The sequence below is a fragment of the Streptococcus sanguinis genome (assembly GCF_050223295.1).
In the GTDB taxonomy this organism is placed as follows: domain Bacteria; phylum Bacillota; class Bacilli; order Lactobacillales; family Streptococcaceae; genus Streptococcus; species Streptococcus sanguinis_X.
Genome location: NZ_CP071424.1, coordinates 2237501 through 2260628, shown reverse-complemented (window position 1 = coordinate 2260628; position 23128 = coordinate 2237501). Strand labels below are relative to the sequence as shown.

Here is a 23128-nt window from a genome sequence, read left to right as displayed (position 1 = left end):
GCTTAGGACAAGGAGTCCTGTTCCTGTGGGTTGTTTTTATGTGAGATTGCGTTTTCTTTTTTCAATTCTTCATAAAAGAGAATGTAAGCAGTCGCTGTATAAGGGAGAACTATAAAATTCAGCAAGCCGTAAGTTAATCTGGCCAATAAATTCCAGCCGATGAAGCTCAGATTAAGCATAAAAAGCTTTCCTTTATAGCCTTTCATTAGCTTCCGGCTTTGACGGATAGCATAGAAAGCTCCCTGGTAACTCCCAGCCTCAAGCTGGTCATAGAGGATGAACTCTGCTTGAGCATAAGCATAGTACTGAGGGATGGCAATACCTAAGCCAGTTAATATCAAGAGGGTTCCCAGTAACATACCAGGGGTGTATTGAAGAATCTGCTGGCCTGCAGCACTTTGAGCCGTCACTACAGTATGGGCTGGGATTTTTTCCGAAATAGAGAGGATTTTATAAGCATTGAAGATTGCTAGGAGACTTCCGCAGAACATAGGAATATTCCAAAGAAAAATCAGCAGATGCTTGAGCAAAACCGTCTTGAAGACAGGTGTGAAAGTCTTGCTCGTAAAAAGCTGGCCAATATCTGAAAAACCAACGTCATCCTTTTTCTTACGAAGGACCTTCATCATGGTATAGCTGGCAGAAAGCAGTAGTAAGGTCAAGATAAACTGGATGGTCGTCGGAAAAAGATTTTTACTAATGAGAAGATAGATGGACTGGCTAAAAGTTAGGCTGGGAATGGAATCTCTTAGATTGTCATTGAGGGAAAGTAAGATGCTGAGGATACTGACAAGGGTTGGGGCCGCAAACAAAAGAAAAATCCCTCTCGTTTGGCTGCGGACGGTACGAGCCTGAGCTCTGATGTGACTTAGATTCATAATTCCTCCATTTGGATTTGTCTGTTACATTATATCATACCCCGTGACAGATAGAAGTTTTTTTGGTAAAATCATACGGTATCTTGTGAGCTATTGTTGCTTATTATATAGAAGAAAAATCGCTGGGACTGTTTTTCCCAGCAGGAGGAAACATGTCAACATCACCGATTCAATATCGTTTGATTAAAAAAGAAAAGCATACAGGTGCTCGTTTGGGGGAAATTATCACGCCTCATGGGACCTTTCCGACGCCTATGTTTATGCCGGTTGGTACCCAGGCGACGGTCAAGACCCAGTCACCAGAAGAGCTCAAGCAAATGGGTTCAGGTATCATCTTGTCCAATACTTACCACCTCTGGCTGCGGCCGGGCGATGAGCTGATTGCTCGTGCAGGTGGCTTGCACAAGTTCATGAACTGGGATCAGCCTATTCTGACGGATAGTGGCGGTTTTCAGGTCTATTCTCTAGCTGACAGCCGCAATATCACAGAAGAAGGAGTAACTTTTAAAAACCACCTCAATGGTTCCAAAATGTTCCTGTCACCAGAAAAGGCCATCTCCATCCAGAACAATCTGGGCAGTGACATTATGATGTCCTTTGATGAATGCCCGCAGTTCTACCAGCCCTATGACTATGTCAAGAAGTCCATTGAGCGGACTAGCCGTTGGGCAGAGCGTGGACTCAAGGCTCACAGCCGTCCACACGACCAAGGTCTCTTTGGGATTGTTCAGGGTGCTGGCTTTGAAGATTTGCGCCGCCAATCTGCTCAAGACTTGGTCAGCATGGATTTCCCAGGCTATTCAATCGGAGGACTGGCAGTTGGTGAGTCTCACGAAGAGATGAATGCAGTCTTGGACTTCACAACCCAACTTCTTCCTGAAAACAAACCTCGTTATCTCATGGGAGTTGGAGCGCCAGATAGCTTGATTGATGGGATTATCCGTGGTGTAGATATGTTTGACTGTGTCTTGCCGACTCGGATTGCCCGAAACGGTACCTGTATGACCAGCGAAGGACGTCTGGTGGTTAAAAATGCCCAGTTTGAAGAAGATTTCACACCGTTGGATCATGACTGTGACTGCTACACTTGCAGCAACTACACGCGGGCTTATATCCGCCACTTGCTTAAAGCGGACGAAACCTTCGGCATCCGCCTGACCAGCTATCACAACCTCTACTTCTTGGTAAACCTTATGAAGAAAGTCCGCCAAGCCATCATGGATGACAACCTGCTGGAATTCCGTGAAGACTTTATTGAGCGCTACGGCTACAATAAATCCAGCCGAAATTTCTAAGAAGTTCCATTTGAAAGGGGAAGCCATGTCTGATGAAGAGAAATTGCTGAACAGATTGATAGCTTATCTGTCAGACGACCAAAGACGTACCTTGCGTATTTATGGTCATGGTGCTTCGGGGAAGTCGACTTTTGCTCGAAAACTCCAGCTAGCCTTGGGTGAGGATCGAGCCAATCTGCTGGAAACAGATCCTTATGTAATTACTGGGGAGTATCGAGATTTGCTCAGTTCCAAAGATTTTCCTCATCAAAAAGTCACGGCCTGTCTCCCAGCTGTTCATGAACTCGGGAGTCTGGAGCGAGATATTTGCGCCTTGCAGTCTGGTCTGGATATTCTGACCATTGGCACAGCTTGGTCGTCTAGCTTGCGTTTATCAGCTCGAAAGCCGATTTTAATAGTAGAAGGTATGTCGGCTGCCTTTTTGCCTGAAAGTTTGTTTGATTTGTCGCTTTGCTTTTACACGGACGATCAGACTGAGTTAGAACGACGCTTGGCACGGGATGTGGCTGTGCGAGAGCGCAGGCCAGAGTGGATAGAGCAGACGCATCTGGCTCGACGAGAGCAATATAGGCACTTTTATCAACCCTATCTAGCAGCTGCAGACCTTGTCATCTGCCAGTCGGGCAATAGCTTTCGCATTGAAAAGAACAGTCCCTTGTTATAAAACAAAGTAGCCAAGGGTAAATTTTCGTTTCTAATCTCACTGATGTGCGTCAGTGAGATTTTGTATTTTCTGAATACAAACTCGAATAAATAGGTTAAAAGTCTAAATTTTCTTCTCTATAATGATTTACAAGACTTATAAATTGTTTAGAAAACACTTTCATAAAAAATCATCCTAAAAATCTTTAAAAAATTACTAAAATCCCTTGCAATGACTGGTTCTTTGTGTTAAGATACTATGGTGCTGTAAAAATACAGTGTTTAGCTTTGATGCAAGAGGTTGCGACACGCTCGGTTGCATTGCCACGCAATCACCTGTCGGTTTTCTTGTGGAGCTAGCCTATTATCTTAAATAGACGAAAAGGAGAAAAAGATGGCAAACAAAAAAATCCGCATCCGTTTGAAAGCTTACGAACATCGTACACTTGACACAGCGGCTGCAAAAATCGTAGAAACTGCTACTCGTACTGGTGCTGAAGTTGCGGGTCCAATCCCACTTCCAACTGAGCGCAGCCTCTACACAATCATTCGTGCGACTCACAAATACAAAGACTCTCGCGAACAATTTGAAATGCGTACTCACAAACGCTTGATCGATATCATCAACCCAACTCAAAAAACAGTTGACGCTTTGATGAAATTGGATCTTCCAAGTGGTGTGAACGTAGAGATTAAACTTTAATCTAAAGCTTGATCTAAACCAGAGCATGAAAAACGCTCGTTAAAAACTTTTTGAAAAAAATTATAGAAAAGGAAACATTTTCTCATGACAAAAGGAATCTTAGGGAAAAAAGTGGGAATGACTCAAATCTTCACTGAAGCTGGCGAATTAATCCCTGTAACTGTTGTTGAAGCAGCTCCAAACGTTGTTCTTCAAGTTAAAACAGTTGAAACAGATGGTTACAACGCAGTTCAAGTTGGTTTTGATGACCTTCGTGACGTATTGAGCAACAAACCTGCCAAAGGCCATGTAGCGAAAGCTAACACAGCTCCTAAGCGCTTCATTCGTGAATTCAAAAACATTGAAGGCTTGGAAGTAGGAGCAGAAATCACTGTCGATACATTCGAAGCTGGTGATGTTGTTGATGTAACAGGAACTTCAAAAGGTAAAGGTTTCCAAGGTGTTATCAAGCGCCACGGCCAATCTCGTGGTCCAATGGCTCACGGTTCACGCTACCACCGTCGTCCTGGTTCAATGGGACCAGTTGCGCCAAACCGCGTGTTCAAAAACAAACGCTTGGCTGGACGTATGGGTGGCAACCGTGTAACAATTCAAAACCTTGAAATCGTACAGGTTGTTCCAGAGAAGAACGTTATCCTGATTAAAGGTAACGTACCAGGTGCTAAGAAATCTCTTATCACTATCAAGTCAGCAGTTAAAGCTGGTAAATAATAAAGAAAGGGGAAATCAGTCACAATGGCAAACGTAAAATTATTTGACCAAACTGGTAAAGAAGCTGGTGAAGTAGTTCTGAACGATGCGGTCTTTGGTATTGAACCAAATGAATCAGTTGTCTTTGATGTTATCATCAGCCAACGCGCTAGCCTTCGTCAAGGAACTCACGCTGTTAAAAACCGTTCTGCAGTATCAGGCGGCGGACGCAAACCATGGCGTCAAAAAGGAACTGGACGTGCTCGTCAAGGTTCTATCCGCTCTCCACAATGGCGTGGTGGTGGTATCGTATTCGGTCCAACTCCTCGTTCATATGCTTACAAACTTCCACGTAAAGTTCGTAGATTGGCATTGAAATCAGTTTACTCTGAAAAAGTTGCTGAAAACAAATTCGTAGCTGTAGACAGCCTTTCATTTACAGCTCCAAAAACTGCTGAGTTTGCAAAAGTGCTTGCTGCACTGAGCATCGATACGAAAGTCCTTGTTATCCTTGAAGAAGGAAATGAATTCGCTGCACTTTCAGCTCGCAACCTTCCAAACGTGAAAGTTGCAACTGCAACAACTGCAAGCGTTCTGGACATCGTAAACAGCGATAAACTTCTGGTTACTCAGGCAGCTATCTCTAAAATTGAGGAGGTTCTTGCATAATGAATTTGTACGACGTAATCAAAAAACCTGTTATCACTGAAGGCTCAATGGCTCAGTACGAAGCAGGCAAATACGTATTTGAAGTGGACACTCGCGCTCACAAGCTCTTGATCAAGCAAGCTATTGAAGCTGCTTTTGAAGGAGTTAAGGTTGCTAACGTTAACACTATCAATGTAAAACCAAAAGCAAAACGCGTTGGACGCTACACTGGTTTTACAAACAAAACTAAAAAAGCTATCGTAACACTGACAGCTGATTCTAAAGCAATCGAGTTGTTCGGTGCAGAAGAAGAATAATCTAAGGAGGAAATATCGTGGGAATTCGTGTTTATAAACCAACAACAAACGGTCGCCGTAATATGACTTCTTTGGATTTCGCTGAAATCACTACCAGCACTCCAGAAAAATCTTTGCTTGTTTCTTTGAAGAGCAAGGCTGGTCGTAATAACAACGGTCGCATCACTGTTCGTCACCAAGGTGGCGGCCACAAGCGTCACTACCGTTTGATTGACTTCAAGCGTAACAAAGACGCTGTTGAAGCAGTTGTAAAAACAATTGAGTATGATCCAAATCGTTCAGCAAACATCGCTTTGGTTCACTACACTGACGGTGTGAAGGCTTATATCATCGCTCCTAAAGGTCTTGAAGTTGGTCAACGCATCGTTTCAGGTCCTGAAGCAGATATCAAAGTCGGAAACGCTCTTCCGCTTGCTAACATCCCAGTTGGTACTTTGGTTCACAACATTGAGTTGAAACCAGGCCGCGGTGGAGAATTGGTTCGTGCTGCTGGAGCTTCTGCTCAAGTATTGGGTCAAGAAGGTAAGTACACACTTGTTCGTCTTCAATCAGGCGAAGTTCGTATGATTCTTGGTACTTGTCGCGCTACAGTTGGTGTTGTCGGAAACGAACAACATGGACTTGTAAACCTTGGTAAAGCAGGACGTAGCCGTTGGAAAGGCATCCGCCCAACAGTTCGCGGTTCTGTAATGAACCCTAACGATCACCCACACGGTGGTGGTGAAGGTAAAGCACCAGTTGGTCGTAAAGCGCCATCTACTCCATGGGGCAAACCTGCTCTTGGACTTAAAACTCGTAACAAAAAAGCGAAATCTGACAAACTTATCGTTCGTCGTCGCAACGAGAAATAATTTAAAACAATCTATCCGCCAGCTCGGTAGCGCTGCTTAGTCAGCGCAGGCCGCTGTGGTACTTATTTAAAGGAGAAAATATAAAATGGGACGCAGTCTTAAAAAAGGACCTTTCGTCGATGAGCATCTGATGAAGAAAGTTGAAGCTCAAGCTAACGACGAAAAGAAAAAAGTCATCAAAACTTGGTCACGTCGTTCAACGATCTTCCCAAGTTTCATTGGTTACACAATCGCAGTTTATGACGGACGTAAACACGTGCCTGTTTACATCCAGGAAGACATGGTAGGTCACAAGCTTGGTGAATTTGCGCCAACTCGTACTTACAAGGGTCACGCTGCAGACGACAAGAAAACACGTAGAAAATAAGGAGAACATAAATGGCAGAAATTACTTCAGCTAAAGCAATGGCTCGTACAGTGCGTGTTTCACCTCGTAAATCTCGTCTGGTTCTTGACAATATTCGTGGTAAAAACGTCGCTGACGCAATCGCAATCTTGAAATTCACTCCAAACAAAGCTGCTGGCATTATCGAAAAAGTTTTGAACTCTGCAATCGCTAATGCTGAAAACAACTTTGGTTTGGAAAAAGCAAACTTGGTAGTATCTGAAGCTTTCGCAAACGAAGGACCAACTATGAAACGTTTCCGTCCGCGCGCTAAAGGTTCAGCTTCACCAATCAACAAACGCACAAGCCACATCACTGTGGTCGTTGCAGAAAAATAAGGAGGTAACATCGTGGGTCAAAAAGTACATCCAATTGGTATGCGTGTCGGCATCATCCGTGATTGGGATGCCAAATGGTATGCTGAAAAAGAATACGCGGATTACCTTCATGAAGATCTTGCAATCCGTAAATTCGTTCAAAAAGAATTGGCTGACGCAGCGATTTCAACTATTGAAATTGAACGCGCAGTAAACAAAGTAAACGTTTCTCTTCACACTGCTAAGCCAGGTATGGTTATCGGTAAAGGTGGAGCAAACGTTGATGCACTCCGTGCAAAACTCAACAAATTGACTGGAAAACAAGTCCACATCAACATCATCGAAATCAAGCGTCCTGACTTGGATGCGCATCTGGTTGGTGAAGGAATTGCTCGCCAGCTTGAGCAGCGTGTTGCTTTCCGTCGTGCTCAAAAACAAGCTATCCAACGTACAATGCGTGCAGGAGCTAAGGGAATCAAAACTCAAGTATCAGGTCGTTTGAATGGTGCAGATATTGCCCGCAGCGAAGGTTACTCTGAGGGAACTGTTCCGCTTCACACTCTTCGTGCGGATATTGATTACGCTTGGGAAGAAGCTGACACTACTTACGGTAAACTGGGTGTTAAAGTCTGGATCTACCGTGGAGAAGTCCTTCCAGCTCGTAAAAACACTAAAGGAGGTAAATAACCAATGTTAGTACCTAAACGTGTTAAACACCGTCGCGAATTCCGTGGAAAAATGCGCGGTGAAGCTAAAGGCGGAAAAGAAGTAGCATTTGGAGAATATGGTCTTCAAGCAACTACTAGCCACTGGATCACTAACCGCCAAATCGAAGCTGCCCGTATCGCTATGACTCGTTACATGAAACGTGGTGGTAAAGTTTGGATTAAAATCTTCCCACACAAATCATACACTGCAAAAGCTATCGGTGTACGGATGGGATCTGGTAAAGGTGCTCCAGAAGGTTGGGTTGCACCAGTTAAGCGTGGCAAAGTAATGTTTGAAGTTGCTGGCGTTTCAGAAGAAATCGCTCGCGAAGCGCTTCGCCTTGCAAGCCACAAACTTCCAGTTAAATGTAAATTCGTAAAACGTGAAGCAGAATAAGGAGAAGGCATGAAACTTAATGAAGTAAAAGAATTTGTTAAAGAACTTCGTGGTCTTTCTCAAGAAGAACTCGCGAAGCGTGAAAATGAATTGAAGAAAGAATTGTTTGACCTTCGTTTCCAAGCAGCTGCTGGCCAATTGGAGCAGACAGCTCGTTTGAAAGAAGTGAAAAAACAAATCGCTCGTATCAAAACTGTTCAATCAGAAGTTAAATAATAGACTAGGGAAGGAGAATTTCAATGGAACGCAATAATCGTAAAGTTCTTGTCGGACGCGTTGTTTCTGACAAAATGGACAAAACAATCACAGTTGTAGTTGAAACTAAACGTAACCACCCAGTCTATGGTAAACGTATTAACTACTCTAAGAAGTACAAAGCACATGACGAAAACAATGTTGCCAAAGAAGGCGATATCGTTCGTATCATGGAAACTCGTCCGCTTTCAGCTACAAAACGCTTCCGTCTTGTAGAAGTCGTTGAAGAAGCGGTTATCATCTAATCAAACCAGAAAGGAGAAAACTTAAATGATTCAAACAGAAACTCGTTTGAAAGTTGCCGACAACAGCGGCGCTCGCGAAATCTTGACAATCAAAGTTCTTGGTGGCTCAGGACGTAAGTTCGCTAACATCGGTGATGTAATCGTTGCGTCTGTAAAACAAGCTACTCCTGGTGGTGCGGTTAAGAAAGGTGACGTTGTAAAAGCTGTTATCGTTCGTACTAAATCAGGTGCTCGTCGTAAAGATGGTTCATACATCAAATTTGACGAAAACGCTGCAGTCATCATCCGTGAAGACAAAACTCCTCGCGGAACTCGTATCTTCGGCCCAGTTGCTCGTGAATTGCGTGACGGCGGCTTCATGAAGATCGTATCATTGGCTCCAGAAGTACTTTAATCAAAATTAACAAACACAGTCCCCTGGCAAAAGTCAGGGTGCCCTATGGGCGTAAGAATTAAGAGGAGAAATAAATGTTTGTAAAAAAAGGCGACAAAGTTCGCGTAATTGCTGGTAAAGACAAGGGTGTTGAAGCACTTGTTGTTACAGCTCTTCCAAAAGTAAACAAAGTTGTTGTTGAAGGTGTAAACATCGTTAAGAAACACCAAAAGCCAAATAACGAAAACCCTCAAGGTGCTATCGTGGAAAAAGAAGCGCCAATCCATGTGTCAAACGTTCAAGTGCTTGACAAGAATGGAGTTGCAGGACGTGTTGGCTACAAGTTTGTAGACGGCAAAAAAGTTCGTTACAATAAAAAATCAGGCGAAGTGCTTGACTAATCACGAAGGAAAGGAGAAGTATAATGGCAAATCGTTTAAAAGAAAAATATCTTAAAGAAGTAGTTCCAGCTTTGACTGAAAAGTTCAACTACTCATCTGTTATGGCTGTGCCAAAAGTGGATAAAATCGTTTTGAACATGGGTGTCGGTGACGCTGTATCAAACGCTAAAAACCTTGAAAAAGCTGCTGAAGAATTGGCTCTTATCTCAGGTCAAAAACCACTTATCACTAAAGCTAAAAAATCAATCGCCGGCTTCCGTCTTCGTGAAGGTGTAGCGATCGGTGCTAAAGTAACCCTTCGTGGCGAACGTATGTATGAATTCTTGGATAAATTGGTTTCAGTTTCTCTTCCACGTGTTCGTGACTTCCACGGTGTTCCAACAAAATCTTTTGATGGACGCGGAAACTACACACTTGGTGTGAAAGAACAATTGATCTTCCCAGAAATCAACTTTGATGACGTTGATAAGACTCGCGGTCTTGACATCGTTATCGTAACAACTGCTAACACTGACGAAGAGTCACGCGAATTGCTTACAGGCCTTGGAATGCCTTTTGCAAAATAATATAGGAGGTAAAACAAATGGCTAAAAAATCAATGATTGCTAAGAACAAACGCCCAGCTAAGTTCTCTACGCAAGCTTATACTCGTTGTGAAAAATGTGGCCGTCCACATTCCGTTTACCGCAAGTTTAAACTTTGCCGTGTTTGCTTCCGTGAATTAGCATACAAAGGACAAATCCCTGGCGTTACCAAAGCATCTTGGTAATTCTAGCTTTCAATTCCGTCACGATTCTTCGTTATCGGCTTTTGCCTAACTTTAGTTATGCCTACAAGCCGATGCCTAGACTCACTTAGGAATTGAAACCTAGAAACATATTCTGAGCCTAGCTCAATCATTAACTAGCAAGTGCAGCTTGCAAACTACTAGTAAGAGGAGAAATATAAAATGGTTATGACTGACCCAATTGCAGACTTTCTGACACGTATCCGTAATGCTAACCAAGCAAACCACGAAGTGCTTGAAGTGCCTGCATCAAACATCAAAAAAGGGATTGCTGAAATCCTGAAGCGTGAAGGTTTTGTAAAAAACGTTGAAATCATCGAAGATGACAAACAAGGCATCATTCGTGTATTCCTTAAATACGGACAAAATGGTGAAAAAGTTATCACTGGTTTGAAACGCGTTTCAAAACCAGGTCTGCGTGTTTACAAGAAACGCGAAGATCTTCCAAAAGTTCTGAACGGACTTGGAATTGCTATCCTTTCAACATCTGAAGGCTTGCTGACTGATAAAGAAGCACGCCAAAAGAATGTTGGTGGAGAGGTTATCGCTTACGTTTGGTAAAATCAAGATACAAAGAGCGTCATGGGCAATGTGAAAATAGGAAATCTGACAAAGAGTGTTAACACTCTAGGAAGATTTGTCTTTTTCACACAGACCATAGCTCGTGTTCAATTTAGCTGATTTACTGATCAGCTAAATAGAGAGTAAAATAGTTTAGGAGAAAAAGATGAAAGCTACTGAATTGAATGAAAAACTTATTGTTGCAGAAGACGCTTTGGCTGAATTGTCAAAAGATGACCTTGTATCTCTTTTATGTGAAATTGGTTATAGTCCTGCGGCTATTGATGTATTGACAGAATATCAGGAATTTGTCAAAGCTTTTCGAAAGAAACTAGGTTTGCTCTAATCCGAATGCCCCCCCGTGAAAACTGGTCGCTTGCGGCCTGACAATCTAACAGGAGAATATATACATGTCACGTATTGGTAATAAAGTTATCGTGTTGCCTGCTGGTGTTGAGATCAGCAACAAAGACAACGTTGTAACTGTAAAAGGACCTAAAGGAGAACTGACTCGTGAGTTCTCAAAAGATATTGAAATCCGTGTGGAAGGAACTGAAGTAACTCTTCACCGTCCAAACGATTCAAAAGAAATGAAAACAATCCACGGAACAACTCGTGCCCTTTTGAACAACATGGTTGTTGGTGTATCAGAAGGATTCAAGAAAGAACTTGAAATGCGCGGGGTTGGTTACCGTGCACAACTTCAAGGCAAAAAGCTTGTACTTTCAGTTGGTAAATCTCATCCAGACGAAGTAGAAGCACCAGAAGGCATCACTTTTGAACTTCCAAACCCAACAACTATCGTTGTCAGTGGAATTTCAAAAGAAGTAGTCGGACAAACTGCAGCTTACGTACGTAGTCTGCGTGCTCCAGAGCCATACAAAGGTAAAGGTATCCGCTACGTTGGTGAATTCGTTCGCCGCAAAGAAGGTAAAACTGGTAAATAATCTTGTCTGGCTGATTTTTTCAGCCAAACAAGCTGTTTCCCAAGGTTGTGCATAAGCACAAGATTAAAATTAAGAGGTGAAAATTGTGATTACGAAACCAGATAAAAATAAAATCCGCCAAAAACGCCACCGTCGCGTTCGCGGAAAACTCTCTGGAACTGCTGATCGCCCACGTTTGAACGTATTCCGTTCTAATACAGGCATCTACGCTCAAGTGATTGATGACGTAGCGGGTGTAACGCTCGCAAGCGCTTCAACTCTTGACAAAGAAGTTTCAAAAGGAACTAAAACAGAACAAGCCGTTGTTGTTGGTAAGCTCGTTGCTGAACGTGCAGTTGCTAAAGGTATTTCTGAAGTCGTCTTCGACCGCGGTGGATATCTCTATCACGGACGTGTAAAAGCTTTGGCTGATGCAGCTCGTGAAAACGGATTGAAATTCTAAGAGGAGGACACTAGAAAATGGCATTTAAAGACAACGCAGTTGAACTTGAAGAACGTTTAGTTGCCATCAACCGTGTTACAAAAGTTGTTAAAGGTGGACGTCGTCTTCGCTTTGCAGCTCTTGTAGTTGTTGGTGATCGCAATGGTCGTGTTGGCTTCGGTACTGGTAAAGCTCAAGAAGTACCAGAAGCAATCCGCAAAGCAGTTGAAGATGCGAAGAAGAATTTGATTGAAGTACCAATGGTTGGCACAACAATTCCTCACGAAGTTCTTTCAGAATTTGGCGGAGCGAAAGTATTGCTTAAGCCAGCTGTTGAGGGTTCTGGAGTTGCTGCTGGTGGTGCGGTTCGTGCCGTCATCGAATTGGCAGGTGTAGCAGATGTTACATCTAAATCTCTTGGCTCTAACACTCCAATCAACATCGTTCGCGCAACTGTTGAAGGTTTGAAACAATTAAAACGCGCTGAAGAAGTTGCTGCCCTTCGTGGTATTTCAGTTTCTGACTTGGCATAAGAAAGGGGATAACATGGCTCAAATTAAAATTACTTTGACTAAGTCTCCAATCGGACGCATCCCGTCACAACGTAAAACTGTTGTAGCACTTGGACTTGGCAAATTGAACAGCTCAGTTATCAAAGAAGATAATCCAGCAGTACGCGGTATGATTACTGCAGTATCACACTTGGTAACTGTTGAAGAAGTTAAATAAGCTTTGCTGGTTTAACAACTTTAAATTAAAATACGTTAGGGGATGGGATTTTCTCAGCCCCTAAAACTAAATATATGTATAGGCGAGTTTATATAGGAGACACCTTTTCTCCTATATGAGCGCTAGCATTTTACAAAAGAGGAGAAATAATATAATGAAACTTCATGAATTACAACCTGCTGCAGGTTCTCGTAAAGTCCGCAACCGTGTTGGTCGTGGTACATCATCTGGTAACGGTAAAACATCTGGCCGTGGTCAAAAAGGTCAAAAAGCTCGTAGCGGTGGCGGCGTTCGCCTTGGTTTTGAAGGTGGACAAACTCCATTGTTCCGTCGTCTTCCAAAACGTGGTTTCCTGAACATCAACCGCAAAGAATATGCGATTGTTAACCTTGACCAACTGAACGCCTTTGAAGATGGCGCTGAAGTAACACCAGTTGTTCTCATCGAAGCAGGTATTGTAAAAGCTGAAAAATCAGGTATCAAGATTCTTGGTAACGGAGAATTGACAAAGAAATTGACTGTTAAGGCAGCTAAATTCTCTAAATCAGCTGAAGAAGCTATCACTGCTAAAGGTGGTTCAGTGGAAGTCATCTAAGCGAGGTGACCTATGTTTTTCAAACTATTAAAAGACGCATTTAAAATCAAACAGGTACGGTCTAAGATTCTGTTCACGATTTTTATCATCTTAGTTTTCCGTATCGGTACAACCATAACGGTTCCGGGGATTAATGCCAAAGCTTTAAGCAATTTGAATGATTTGCCATTCCTGAATATGCTGAGCTTGGTCTCTGGTAACGCCATGCGCAACTTCTCTGTCTTTGCACTTGGAGTCAGTCCTTACATCACAGCTTCGATCGTTGTTCAGCTGCTGCAAATGGACTTGCTTCCGAAGTTTGTAGAGTGGGGCAAGCAAGGGGAAGTGGGACGGAGGAAGCTGAATCAAGCGACTCGTTATATCGCCCTAGTTTTGGCCTTTGTGCAGGCAATTGGGATTACCGCTGGTTTTGATACTCTCTCAAGAGCTAATCTGGTTGCCAATCCTAATGTTCAGACCTACGCTTTGATTTGCGTTCTTCTAGCAACTGGTTCAATGATTGTAACTTGGCTGGGTGAGCAGATTACAGACAAGGGTTACGGAAATGGCGTTTCCATGATCATCTTTGCTGGTATCGTTTCAGCTATCCCTGATATGATTAAAGGTATTTATGAAGATTACTTTGTCAATATCCCTAGTGAGCGTTTGACTTCATCCTTCATTTTTGTAGGGATTCTGATTGTGGCAGTCCTGCTTATCATTTACTTTACAACCTTTGTACAGCAGGCTGAATATAAAATTCCAATTCAGTATACGAAAGTAGCTAAGGGTGCACCTTCTAGCTCCTATCTGCCACTGAAAGTCAATCCGGCTGGGGTTATTCCAGTAATCTTTGCCAGCTCGATTACAGCTGCACCGGCAGCGATTTTCCAAGTTGTCAGTGCCATGGGCTATGACGCAGATTGGGTTAAGACAGCTCAGTCACTTTTGGCAACAACGACCATTAGTGGCATGTTCATGTACGCCTTCCTGATTGTCCTCTTTACATTCTTCTATACTTTTGTACAGATTAATCCAGAGAAGACAGCAGAAAATCTGCAAAAGAGCGGAGCCTACATTCCAGGTGTTCGTCCTGGTAAAGGAACAGAAGACTACATGTCTAAGCTGTTGCGTCGTTTGGCAACAGTGGGATCTCTCTTCCTAGGTTTCATCTCTATCCTGCCTATCTTGGCTAAAGATGTATTTGGATTGACAGATGCCGTTGCTCTTGGAGGGACCAGTCTCTTGATCATCATCTCAACTGGTATTGAGGGAATGAAACAGCTAGAAGGCTACTTGCTGAAGAGAAAGTATGTCGGCTTTATGGATACATCAGAGTAAGGGAACTTTTGAATTGCTTATCTAATGAGAAGCTTGTTCAGATAACCTTTCTTGAACCGAAAATAAACAAAATAAAAGGGGACAGAGTAGACTCACCCCCTTCTATTTTGTTTTTAAACGAGTTTATTAATCGGTTTAATAGATTGCTTTAAAAACAAAAAAGGAGACCAATCATGAATCTTTTGATTATGGGCTTACCAGGTGCTGGTAAAGGAACTCAAGCTGCTAAAATCGTTGAGAACTTCAATGTTGCGCATATTTCGACTGGAGATATGTTCCGTGCGGCGATTGCTAACCAAACAGAGATGGGCGTTTTAGCCAAGTCCTATATTGACAAGGGCGAGTTGGTTCCAGACCAAGTGACAAACGGCATTGTCAAAGAGCGCTTGAGTCAGGATGATATTAAGCAAACAGGCTTCCTCTTGGATGGCTATCCGCGCACGATTGAGCAAGCAAATGCCTTGGATCAAACGCTAGCAGAGCTTGATTTAGCTTTGGACGGAGTTATCAATATCGAAGTGGATCCTAACAGCTTATTGGAGCGTTTGAGCGGCCGGATTATCCATCGTGAAACAGGCGAAACCTTCCACAAGGTCTTCAATCCGCCAGTAGACTACAAGGAAGAGGATTATTACCAGCGCGAAGATGACAAGCCTGAGACAGTTAAACGTCGTTTGGATGTTAATATTGCTCAGGGTCAGCCAATCATTGATCACTATCGCAGCAAAGGTCTGGTCCATGATATTCAAGGAAATCAAGATATTAATGATGTCTTCTCAGCTATCGAAAAAGTCTTGACAAATTTGAAATAAAAGCGTTTTTCCTGCTTGCAATATTTGACAAGTAGTGATACAATGAATTAGTCTGACTTATAATTGTTACCTCTGTGCTCAGAGGGATCAAATCGAAATTTATGGAGGTACTTTTGCGTGGCAAAAGACGATGTGATTGAGGTTGAAGGCAAGGTAGTTGATACAATGCCTAATGCAATGTTTACGGTTGAACTTGAAAATGGACATCAGATTTTAGCAACAGTTTCTGGTAAAATTCGTAAAAACTATATTCGTATTTTAGCGGGAGACCGTGTGACTGTAGAAATGAGTCCTTATGATTTGACACGTGGACGGATCACATACCGCTTTAAATAATCGAAAAACTTGGAGGGAAAAAATGAAAGTAAGACCATCGGTCAAACCAATTTGCGAATACTGCAAAGTTATTCGTCGTAATGGTCGTGTTATGGTAATTTGCCCAGCAAATCCAAAACACAAACAACGTCAAGGATAAGATAGAAAGGAGAAAAAATGGCTCGTATTGCTGGAGTTGACATTCCAAATGACAAACGTGTAGTCGTTTCACTGACTTATGTGTACGGTATCGGACTTCCAACTTCTAAGAAAATCTTGGCAGCTGCTGGAGTTTCAGAAGACATTCGTGTAAAAGATCTTACAATCGAACAAGAAGACGCTATCCGTCGTGAAGTAGATGCGATTAAAGTTGAAGGTGACCTTCGTCGTGAAGTAAACTTGAACATCAAGCGTTTGATGGAAATCGGTTCATACCGTGGAATCCGTCACCGTCGTGGACTTCCTGTCCGTGGACAAAACACTAAAAATAACGCCCGCACTCGTAAAGGTAAAGCTGTTGCGATTGCAGGTAAGAAAAAATAATATAAGGAGGTAAAAAGTCTTGGCTAAACCAACACGTAAACGTCGTGTGAAGAAAAATATCGAATCCGGTATTGCTCATATTCACGCTACATTTAATAACACTATTGTTATGATTACTGATGTGCATGGTAACGCGATTGCTTGGTCATCTGCTGGAGCTCTTGGATTTAAAGGTTCTCGTAAATCTACACCATTTGCTGCCCAAATGGCATCTGAAGCAGCTGCTAAATCTGCACAGGAACACGGTCTGAAATCAGTTGAAGTTACTGTAAAAGGTCCAGGTTCTGGTCGTGAGTCTGCTATTCGTGCTCTTGCTGCCGCTGGTCTTGAAGTAACAGCTATTCGTGATGTGACTCCTGTACCACACAATGGTGCTCGTCCTCCAAAACGTCGCCGTGTATAATCACCAACCGTTACACTGCTTTTCGTTTAAGAGGGAGTATAGCAAATGATTGAGTTTGAAAAACCAAATATAACAAAAATTGATGAAAATAAAGATTATGGCAAGTTTGTAGTAGAGCCGCTTGAGCGTGGCTATGGTACAACACTGGGAAATTCTCTTCGCCGTGTGCTTTTGGCTTCACTTCCAGGTGCTGCTGTTACTTCAATTAATATTGAAGGTGTTTTGCACGAGTTTGATACAATTTCCGGTGTCCGCGAAGACGTGATGCAAATTATTCTGAACGTCAAAGGGATTGCTGTAAAATCTTACGTCCAAGACGAAAAGATTATTGAACTGGATGTTGAAGGACCAGCAGAAGTAACTGCCGGAGACATTTTGACAGACAGTGATATTGAAATTATAAACCCTGATCATTATCTCTTTACAATCGGAGAAGGCGCAAGCTTTAAGGCAACGATGACTGTCAACAGCGGTCGTGGTTATGTGCCTGCTGATGAAAATAAGAAAGATGATGCACCAGTGGGAACACTTGCGGTGGATTCTATCTATACGCCAGTGACAAAAGTTAATTACCAAGTTGAGCCAGCTCGTGTTGGTAGCAACGATGGTTTTGACAAACTAACCCTTGAAATTTTAACGAATGGAACAATTATTCCAGAAGATGCTTTGGGACTTTCAGCCCGCATCCTTACAGAACATTTGAATCTCTTCACTAACCTGACAGAAGTAGCTATCGCTGCAGACGTTATGAAGGAAGCAGAAAAGACTTCTGATGACCGCATTTTGGAACGGACCATAGAAGAATTAGATTTGTCAGTTCGCTCATACAACTGTTTGAAGCGTGCAGGTATCAATACTGTGTTTGATTTGACAGAGAAATCTGAGCCTGAAATGATGAAAGTTCGTAACTTGGGACGCAAGAGTCTGGAAGAAGTAAAAGTTAAACTTGCTGATCTCGGTCTGGGGTTAAAAAACGATAAATAAAGGAGGAATACATGGCTTACCGTAAACTAGGACGCACTAGCTCACAACGTAAAGCAATGCTTCGCGATTTGACTACTGATTTGCTGATCAACGAATCAATCGTGACAACTGAAGCTCGTGCTAAAGAAATCCGTAAAACAGTTGAAAAAATGATTACATTGGGCAAACGTGGAGACTTGCACGCTCGTCGTCAAGCTGCAGCTTTTGTACGCAATGAAATCGCATCAGAAAACTATGATGAAGCAACAGAAAAGTATACTACAACTACTGCTCTTCAAAAATTGTTCTCTGAGATTGCACCACGCTATGCAGAGCGCAACGGTGGATATACTCGTATCCTGAAAACTGAACCGCGCCGTGGAGATGCTGCGCCAATGGCAATCATCGAATTAGTTTAAGATCATCAATCTTTGTTGAGTGTTATGATGATGGAATAGAATCTCTATTCTTAGTCTAGCTCTGGTCTACCGCTAGGATTCTTTCCTAGCGGGAACACTCATCATATAGTTGATAATAGGTAGACGCTTGTTTACGAAATTGCTTTTAAGGCAAAAACAATTTCGTAAGCAGGCGTTTTTGCATGAGGCTAGGAAAATACCTGAAATTTTGTTATAATACTTTAACACTATCAAAAATTTATAGGAAATGGAAATGATGGATTCAATCCAAATTTTAAGAGAACGCTATTTAAAGAATATCAAAGAAAATCCAACTGTCTACATTGGCATTGAGTTAGAATTTCCTATTGTCAATAGCCAGGGCGGAGCGACTGATACAAATGTTGCAAAAAATCTCTTGAAACGTCTGTTGGAAGAGTATGATTTTGAGTCGGAACGATTTGACAGAGACGGGAATCCCATTCAACTGAAATCTACTAAAAATGAAGACAGAATTCTTTTTGAGGTCTCTTACAATACTTTGGAATTTGCTTTTGCCAAGGCTAGCAGAATTCAAGAAGTTGAAGAGCGTTTTAAGAACTATCTGAGCATTATTCAGGCAATTCTACGCAAAGAAAACCATGAAATTCAAGGTAAAGGAATTCATCCTTTCTGGGCAGAAAATGATAATAGTCCAGTTAAGTATCCAAGATATGAAATGCTGATGCAGTATTTAGCTATGGGAAAGAACATGGATGGTCTGCACAATTATCCAGAATATGGTGCTTTTATTTGTGGGAGTCAGGTGCAGTTAGATGTTTCAAGAGAAAATTATTTAACTGTTATCAATGTCTTCAATCAAATTGAAGCTGCCAAGGCATACCTCTTTGCCAATTCAGAGTTTTCAGATTCTTCTTGGAATACAAAAATCGCTCGAGATATTTTCTGGGAGCAATCGATGCATGGCATTTTACAGGAAAATGCGGGTGTTAATTCGAAAGATTTTCAAACTGAAGATGAATTTTTTGCATATCTTGATAGATCAGCACTTTTTACTGCCGAACGAAATGGTCAATCCTACTATTTCTATCCGATAGCTGCTAATGAATACTTGAGCCAGAAAACTATTGAGGCTTATGACCTTTCAGGCGAAAAAGCAAACTTGACTCCAAGGGAAGCAGACTTCAAGAATCACAGAAGTTACCAGTATCAAGATTTGACGACACGGGGGACAGTAGAGTTTCGGAGCGTTTGCACCCAGCCTTTTGATAAAACTTTTGCTTCTGCCGCTTTTCATCTTGGTATTTTAGAAAACTTGGAGAATGTAAAAGCCTATTTACAAGATGCTCCCTTCTTTCAAGAGGAAGGTCGGGATTACAAAGCTTTAAGAAGAAAATTTTCTAAAAAAGAGTTGACCACAAGCGAAAGAGAGCATATTTATGAATTCACAGAGAGTTTGCTTCAGCTGGCGAGAGCTGGTTTAATAGCACGTCAACTAGGTGAGGAAGTTTATCTTCCCTCTCTTTAATAGAGGATGGCCTCTGATGAATAAAAAAATCTAGAAAAATTTTAAAAAAATTGGAAAAAGGTATTGACAGGGAGTGTGGTTGGGTGATATACTAATATAGTTGTCGCGAAAGACAAAGCCCTTTGAAAACTGAACAAGACGAACCAAGTGCAGGGTGACATAGAGATATGTAACCTGTCAAAAAACGAAAATAAATCTGTCAGTGGACAGTAATGAGTGCGAACTCAAACTTTTTAATGAGAGTTTGATCCTGGCTCAGGACGAACGCTGGCGGCGTGCCTAATACATGCAAGTAGAACGCTGAAGAGAGGAGCTTGCTCTTCTTGGATGAGTTGCGAACGGGTGAGTAACGCGTAGGTAACCTGCCTGGTAGCGGGGGATAACTATTGGAAACGATAGCTAATACCGCATGAAATTGATTATTGCATGATAATTAATTGAAAGATGCAATTGCATCACTACCAGATGGACCTGCGTTGTATTAGCTAGTTGGTGAGGTAACGGCTCACCAAGGCGACGATACATAGCCGACCTGAGAGGGTGATCGGCCACACTGGGACTGAGACACGGCCCAGACTCCTACGGGAGGCAGCAGTAGGGAATCTTCGGCAATGGGGGGAACCCTGACCGAGCAACGCCGCGTGAGTGAAGAAGGTTTTCGGATCGTAAAGCTCTGTTGTAAGAGAAGAACGGGTGTGAGAGTGGAAAGTTCACACTGTGACGGTATCTTACCAGAAAGGGACGGCTAACTACGTGCCAGCAGCCGCGGTAATACGTAGGTCCCGAGCGTTGTCCGGATTTATTGGGCGTAAAGCGAGCGCAGGCGGTTAGATAAGTCTGAAGTTAAAGGCTGTGGCTTAACCATAGTATGCTTTGGAAACTGTTTAACTTGAGTGCAGAAGGGGAGAGTGGAATTCCATGTGTAGCGGTGAAATGCGTAGATATATGGAGGAACACCGGTGGCGAAAGCGGCTCTCTGGTCTGTAACTGACGCTGAGGCTCGAAAGCGTGGGGAGCAAACAGGATTAGATACCCTGGTAGTCCACGCCGTAAACGATGAGTGCTAGGTGTTAGGCCCTTTCCGGGGCTTAGTGCCGCAGCTAACGCATTAAGCACTCCGCCTGGGGAGTACGACCGCAAGGTTGAAACTCAAAGGAATTGACGGGGGCCCGCACAAGCGGTGGAGCATGTGGTTTAATTCGAAGCAACGCGAAGAACCTTACCAGGTCTTGACATCCCTCTGACCGCTCTAGAGATAGAGTTTTCCTTCGGGACAGAGGTGACAGGTGGTGCATGGTTGTCGTCAGCTCGTGTCGTGAGATGTTGGGTTAAGTCCCGCAACGAGCGCAACCCCTATTGTTAGTTGCCATCATTCAGTTGGGCACTCTAGCGAGACTGCCGGTAATAAACCGGAGGAAGGTGGGGATGACGTCAAATCATCATGCCCCTTATGACCTGGGCTACACACGTGCTACAATGGCTGGTACAACGAGTCGCAAGCCGGTGACGGCAAGCTAATCTCTGAAAGCCAGTCTCAGTTCGGATTGTAGGCTGCAACTCGCCTACATGAAGTCGGAATCGCTAGTAATCGCGGATCAGCACGCCGCGGTGAATACGTTCCCGGGCCTTGTACACACCGCCCGTCACACCACGAGAGTTTGTAACACCCGAAGTCGGTGAGGTAACCGTAAGGAGCCAGCCGCCTAAGGTGGGATAGATGATTGGGGTGAAGTCGTAACAAGGTAGCCGTATCGGAAGGTGCGGCTGGATCACCTCCTTTCTAAGGAGTCCGTAAGGACACACGGAATGCACTTGAGTCTTGTTTAGTTTTGAGAGGGCTATGTGGGGCCTTAGCTCAGCTGGGAGAGCGCCTGCTTTGCACGCAGGAGGTCAGCGGTTCGATCCCGCTAGGCTCCATTATCTAGTTTGACTAGATAAAGAACTTGTCCATTGAAAATTGAATACCGATATCAAATAGTAACAAGAAAATAAACCGAAAACGCTGTGAAAATTAATGAGTTTAAGACTGAAAGGTCAAAAATAAGGTTAAGTTAGTAAGGGCGCACGGTGGATGCCTTGGCACTAGGAGCCGAAGAAGGACGTGACAAACGACGAAATGCCTCGGGGAGCTGTAAGTAAGCACTTGATCCGGGGATGTCCGAATGGGGGAACCCAACAGGTTGATGCCTGTTACCCATTTCTGTTAAGGGAATGAGGAGGAAGACGCAGTGAACTGAAACATCTAAGTAGCTGCAGGAAGAGAAAGCAAAAGCGATTGCCTTAGTAGCGGCGAGCGAAGAGGCAGGAGGGCAAACCGAAGAGTTTACTCTTCGGGGTTGTAGGACTGCAATGTGGACTCAGAATTTATAGAAGAATGACTTGGGAAAGTCAGCCAAAGAGAGTAAGAGCCTCGTATTTTAAATAGATTCTGTACCTAGCAGTATCCTGAGTACGGCGGGACACGTGAAATCCCGTCGGAATCTGGGAGGACCATCTCCCAACCCTAAATACTCCCTAGTGACCGATAGTGAACCAGTACCGTGAGGGAAAGGTGAAAAGCACCCCGGGAGGGGAGTGAAATAGAACCTGAAACCGTGTGCCTACAACAAGTTCGAGCCCGTTAATGGGTGAGAGCGTGCCTTTTGTAGAATGAACCGGCGAGTTACGTTATGATGCGAGGTTAAGTTGAAGAGACGGAGCCGTAGGGAAACCGAGTCTGAATAGGGCGCTTTAGTATCATGATGTAGACCCGAAACCATGTGACCTACCCATGAGCAGGTTGAAGGTGCGGTAAAACGCACTGGAGGACCGAACCAGGGCACGTTGAAAAGTGCTTGGATGACTTGTGGGTAGCGGAGAAATTCCAAACGAACTTGGAGATAGCTGGTTCTCTCCGAAATAGCTTTAGGGCTAGCGTCGACATAAAGATTCTTGGAGGTAGAGCACTGTTTGGGTGAGGGGTCCATCCCGGATTACCAATCTCAGATAAACTCCGAATGCCAATGAATTATGGTCGGCAGTCAGACTGCGAGTGCTAAGATCCGTAGTCGAAAGGGAAACAGCCCAGACCACCAGCTAAGGTCCCAAAATAATTGTTAAGTGGAAAAGGATGTGGGGTTGCACAGACAACTAGGATGTTAGCTTAGAAGCAGCTATTCATTCAAAGAGTGCGTAATAGCTCACTAGTCGAGTGACCCTGCGCCGAAAATGTACCGGGGCTAAAACAATTTACCGAAGCTGTGGATACCTTTTATAGGTATGGTAGGAGAGCGTTCTATGTGTGGAGAAGGTGTACCGTGAGGAGTGCTGGAACGCATAGAAGTGAGAATGCCGGTATGAGTAGCGCAAGACAGGTGAGAATCCTGTCCACCGTAAGACTAAGGTTTCCAGGGGAAGGCTCGTCCGCCCTGGGTTAGTCGGGACCTAAGGAGAGACCGAAAGGTGTATCCGATGGCCAACAGGTTGAGATTCCTGTACTAGAGTATGAAGTGATGGAGGGACGCAGTAGGCTAACTCGTGCGTACGATTGGATGTACGTCTAAGCAGTGAGGCGTGGTATGAGTCAAATGCTTATACCTCTAACGTTGAGTTGTGATGGGGAGCGAAGTTTAGTAGCGAGTGAGTGATGTCACACTGCCAAGAAAAGCTTCTAGCGTTGTATCATACTCTACCCGTACCGCAAACCGACACAGGTAGTCGAGG

The 23128-nt window shown here is 43.4% G+C and carries 34 protein-coding genes, 1 tRNA gene and 2 rRNA genes (1 of these 37 only partly in view); 36 read left to right on the top strand and 1 reads right to left on the bottom strand.

Annotation, left to right across the window (positions count from 1 at the left end; genetic code table 11):
* Window positions 1–2: 2 nt before the first annotated feature.
* Window positions 3–878 carry a DUF975 family protein gene (locus J1C77_RS11225; protein WP_002922990.1) on the bottom strand — a complete coding sequence of 292 codons (876 nt, stop codon included), beginning with the start codon at window positions 876–878 and terminating at the stop codon, window positions 3–5.
* Window positions 879–1030: 152 nt separating this feature from the next.
* Between J1C77_RS11225 and tgt the strand changes: the two genes are divergently transcribed.
* The 36 genes from tgt to J1C77_RS11045 form a co-directional block, all read left to right on the top strand.
* A complete protein-coding gene (gene tgt / locus J1C77_RS11220; protein WP_002922991.1) occupies window positions 1031–2173 on the top strand; it encodes a tRNA guanosine(34) transglycosylase Tgt in 1143 nt (380 codons plus the stop codon).
* A 25-nt stretch (window positions 2174–2198) separates the two neighbouring features.
* Window positions 2199–2837: a uridine kinase family protein gene (locus tag J1C77_RS11215; RefSeq protein WP_002922992.1), complete on the top strand. Its 639-nt coding sequence runs from the start codon at window positions 2199–2201 to the stop codon at window positions 2835–2837.
* 372 nt (window positions 2838–3209) lie between these two features.
* Window positions 3210–3518, top strand: coding sequence for a 30S ribosomal protein S10 (gene rpsJ, locus J1C77_RS11210; RefSeq protein WP_002894478.1), 309 nt, complete (start codon window positions 3210–3212; stop codon window positions 3516–3518).
* A gap of 84 nt (window positions 3519–3602) precedes the next feature.
* Window positions 3603–4229, top strand: coding sequence for a 50S ribosomal protein L3 (gene rplC / locus J1C77_RS11205; protein WP_002894479.1), 627 nt, complete (start codon window positions 3603–3605; stop codon window positions 4227–4229).
* 24 nt (window positions 4230–4253) lie between these two features.
* Window positions 4254–4877 carry a 50S ribosomal protein L4 gene (rplD, locus tag J1C77_RS11200; protein ID WP_002894480.1) on the top strand — a complete coding sequence of 208 codons (624 nt, stop codon included), beginning with the start codon at window positions 4254–4256 and terminating at the stop codon, window positions 4875–4877.
* Window positions 4877–5173 carry a 50S ribosomal protein L23 gene (locus tag J1C77_RS11195; protein WP_002922993.1) on the top strand — a complete coding sequence of 99 codons (297 nt, stop codon included), beginning with the start codon at window positions 4877–4879 and terminating at the stop codon, window positions 5171–5173. Before rplD ends, J1C77_RS11195 begins: the two co-directional genes overlap by 1 nt.
* Window positions 5174–5190: 17 nt before the next feature.
* Window positions 5191–6024, top strand: a complete 834-nt coding sequence (gene rplB, locus J1C77_RS11190; RefSeq protein WP_002894482.1) for a 50S ribosomal protein L2 — start codon at window positions 5191–5193, stop codon at window positions 6022–6024.
* Window positions 6025–6109: 85 nt separating this feature from the next.
* Entirely contained in the window at window positions 6110–6391 is a 282-nt protein-coding gene (gene rpsS, locus J1C77_RS11185; RefSeq protein WP_000533766.1) for a 30S ribosomal protein S19, read from the top strand.
* Between the two features lie 11 nt (window positions 6392–6402).
* Window positions 6403–6747, top strand: coding sequence for a 50S ribosomal protein L22 (gene rplV / locus J1C77_RS11180; protein ID WP_002894484.1), 345 nt, complete (start codon window positions 6403–6405; stop codon window positions 6745–6747).
* Window positions 6748–6759: 12 nt separating this feature from the next.
* On the top strand, window positions 6760–7413 hold the full coding sequence (gene rpsC, locus J1C77_RS11175; RefSeq protein WP_002894486.1) for a 30S ribosomal protein S3: 654 nt from the start codon (window positions 6760–6762) through the stop codon (window positions 7411–7413).
* Between the two features lie 3 nt (window positions 7414–7416).
* On the top strand, window positions 7417–7830 hold the full coding sequence (gene rplP / locus J1C77_RS11170; protein ID WP_000960948.1) for a 50S ribosomal protein L16: 414 nt from the start codon (window positions 7417–7419) through the stop codon (window positions 7828–7830).
* Between the two features lie 9 nt (window positions 7831–7839).
* Window positions 7840–8046, top strand: coding sequence for a 50S ribosomal protein L29 (gene rpmC, locus J1C77_RS11165; RefSeq protein ID WP_002894488.1), 207 nt, complete (start codon window positions 7840–7842; stop codon window positions 8044–8046).
* A gap of 23 nt (window positions 8047–8069) precedes the next feature.
* Window positions 8070–8330 (top strand): 30S ribosomal protein S17, encoded by a 261-nt coding sequence (rpsQ, locus tag J1C77_RS11160; protein ID WP_000440801.1) that lies wholly within the window; start codon window positions 8070–8072, stop codon window positions 8328–8330.
* 25 nt (window positions 8331–8355) lie between these two features.
* Window positions 8356–8724 (top strand): 50S ribosomal protein L14, encoded by a 369-nt coding sequence (gene rplN / locus J1C77_RS11155; protein ID WP_002894494.1) that lies wholly within the window; start codon window positions 8356–8358, stop codon window positions 8722–8724.
* Window positions 8725–8798: 74 nt separating this feature from the next.
* The gene (gene rplX, locus J1C77_RS11150; protein WP_002894497.1) at window positions 8799–9104 is read left to right on the top strand and encodes a 50S ribosomal protein L24; all 306 of its coding nucleotides are present in this window, start codon (window positions 8799–8801) and stop codon (window positions 9102–9104) included.
* 23 nt (window positions 9105–9127) lie between these two features.
* Complete coding sequence (gene rplE, locus J1C77_RS11145) at window positions 9128–9670, top strand: 50S ribosomal protein L5 (RefSeq protein ID WP_002894499.1); 543 nt, start codon at window positions 9128–9130, stop codon at window positions 9668–9670.
* A gap of 17 nt (window positions 9671–9687) precedes the next feature.
* Complete coding sequence (locus J1C77_RS11140; RefSeq protein ID WP_001085697.1) at window positions 9688–9873, top strand: type Z 30S ribosomal protein S14; 186 nt, start codon at window positions 9688–9690, stop codon at window positions 9871–9873.
* A gap of 180 nt (window positions 9874–10053) precedes the next feature.
* Entirely contained in the window at window positions 10054–10452 is a 399-nt protein-coding gene (gene rpsH / locus J1C77_RS11135; RefSeq protein WP_002899666.1) for a 30S ribosomal protein S8, read from the top strand.
* 166 nt (window positions 10453–10618) lie between these two features.
* Window positions 10619–10798: a hypothetical protein gene (locus J1C77_RS11130; RefSeq protein ID WP_000648250.1), complete on the top strand. Its 180-nt coding sequence runs from the start codon at window positions 10619–10621 to the stop codon at window positions 10796–10798.
* Window positions 10799–10862: 64 nt separating this feature from the next.
* Entirely contained in the window at window positions 10863–11399 is a 537-nt protein-coding gene (gene rplF, locus J1C77_RS11125; RefSeq protein WP_002894503.1) for a 50S ribosomal protein L6, read from the top strand.
* An 85-nt stretch (window positions 11400–11484) separates the two neighbouring features.
* Window positions 11485–11841 (top strand): 50S ribosomal protein L18, encoded by a 357-nt coding sequence (rplR, locus tag J1C77_RS11120; RefSeq protein ID WP_009659213.1) that lies wholly within the window; start codon window positions 11485–11487, stop codon window positions 11839–11841.
* Between the two features lie 17 nt (window positions 11842–11858).
* Window positions 11859–12353 (top strand): 30S ribosomal protein S5, encoded by a 495-nt coding sequence (rpsE, locus tag J1C77_RS11115; RefSeq protein ID WP_002894506.1) that lies wholly within the window; start codon window positions 11859–11861, stop codon window positions 12351–12353.
* Window positions 12354–12366: 13 nt separating this feature from the next.
* On the top strand, window positions 12367–12549 hold the full coding sequence (rpmD, locus tag J1C77_RS11110; RefSeq protein ID WP_002894509.1) for a 50S ribosomal protein L30: 183 nt from the start codon (window positions 12367–12369) through the stop codon (window positions 12547–12549).
* 154 nt (window positions 12550–12703) lie between these two features.
* Window positions 12704–13144, top strand: a complete 441-nt coding sequence (gene rplO, locus J1C77_RS11105; protein ID WP_002901833.1) for a 50S ribosomal protein L15 — start codon at window positions 12704–12706, stop codon at window positions 13142–13144.
* A gap of 12 nt (window positions 13145–13156) precedes the next feature.
* A complete protein-coding gene (secY, locus tag J1C77_RS11100; RefSeq protein WP_002905788.1) occupies window positions 13157–14464 on the top strand; it encodes a preprotein translocase subunit SecY in 1308 nt (435 codons plus the stop codon).
* A gap of 173 nt (window positions 14465–14637) precedes the next feature.
* On the top strand, window positions 14638–15276 hold the full coding sequence (locus tag J1C77_RS11095; protein ID WP_002922997.1) for an adenylate kinase: 639 nt from the start codon (window positions 14638–14640) through the stop codon (window positions 15274–15276).
* Window positions 15277–15393: 117 nt separating this feature from the next.
* Window positions 15394–15612 (top strand): translation initiation factor IF-1, encoded by a 219-nt coding sequence (gene infA / locus J1C77_RS11090; protein ID WP_001029883.1) that lies wholly within the window; start codon window positions 15394–15396, stop codon window positions 15610–15612.
* Window positions 15613–15634: 22 nt separating this feature from the next.
* Complete coding sequence (gene rpmJ / locus J1C77_RS11085) at window positions 15635–15751, top strand: 50S ribosomal protein L36 (protein ID WP_001808836.1); 117 nt, start codon at window positions 15635–15637, stop codon at window positions 15749–15751.
* 17 nt (window positions 15752–15768) lie between these two features.
* Window positions 15769–16134 (top strand): 30S ribosomal protein S13, encoded by a 366-nt coding sequence (gene rpsM / locus J1C77_RS11080; RefSeq protein WP_002894516.1) that lies wholly within the window; start codon window positions 15769–15771, stop codon window positions 16132–16134.
* Between the two features lie 19 nt (window positions 16135–16153).
* Window positions 16154–16537: a 30S ribosomal protein S11 gene (gene rpsK, locus J1C77_RS11075; protein ID WP_001118385.1), complete on the top strand. Its 384-nt coding sequence runs from the start codon at window positions 16154–16156 to the stop codon at window positions 16535–16537.
* A 45-nt stretch (window positions 16538–16582) separates the two neighbouring features.
* Entirely contained in the window at window positions 16583–17521 is a 939-nt protein-coding gene (locus J1C77_RS11070) for a DNA-directed RNA polymerase subunit alpha (protein ID WP_002894519.1), read from the top strand.
* A gap of 11 nt (window positions 17522–17532) precedes the next feature.
* Window positions 17533–17919, top strand: coding sequence for a 50S ribosomal protein L17 (rplQ, locus tag J1C77_RS11065; RefSeq protein WP_002894521.1), 387 nt, complete (start codon window positions 17533–17535; stop codon window positions 17917–17919).
* A gap of 247 nt (window positions 17920–18166) precedes the next feature.
* Complete coding sequence (locus J1C77_RS11060) at window positions 18167–19426, top strand: glutamate-cysteine ligase family protein (RefSeq protein ID WP_002922998.1); 1260 nt, start codon at window positions 18167–18169, stop codon at window positions 19424–19426.
* 232 nt (window positions 19427–19658) lie between these two features.
* Window positions 19659–21206: ribosomal RNA gene (locus J1C77_RS11055) — 16S ribosomal RNA — on the top strand.
* A 64-nt stretch (window positions 21207–21270) separates the two neighbouring features.
* Window positions 21271–21343: transfer RNA gene (locus J1C77_RS11050), tRNA-Ala, on the top strand.
* A 127-nt stretch (window positions 21344–21470) separates the two neighbouring features.
* Window positions 21471–23128 (top strand): 23S ribosomal RNA (locus J1C77_RS11045) (it continues 1243 nt past the right edge of the window).
* Together the 16S and 23S rRNA genes with 1 tRNA gene alongside form the textbook arrangement of a ribosomal RNA operon.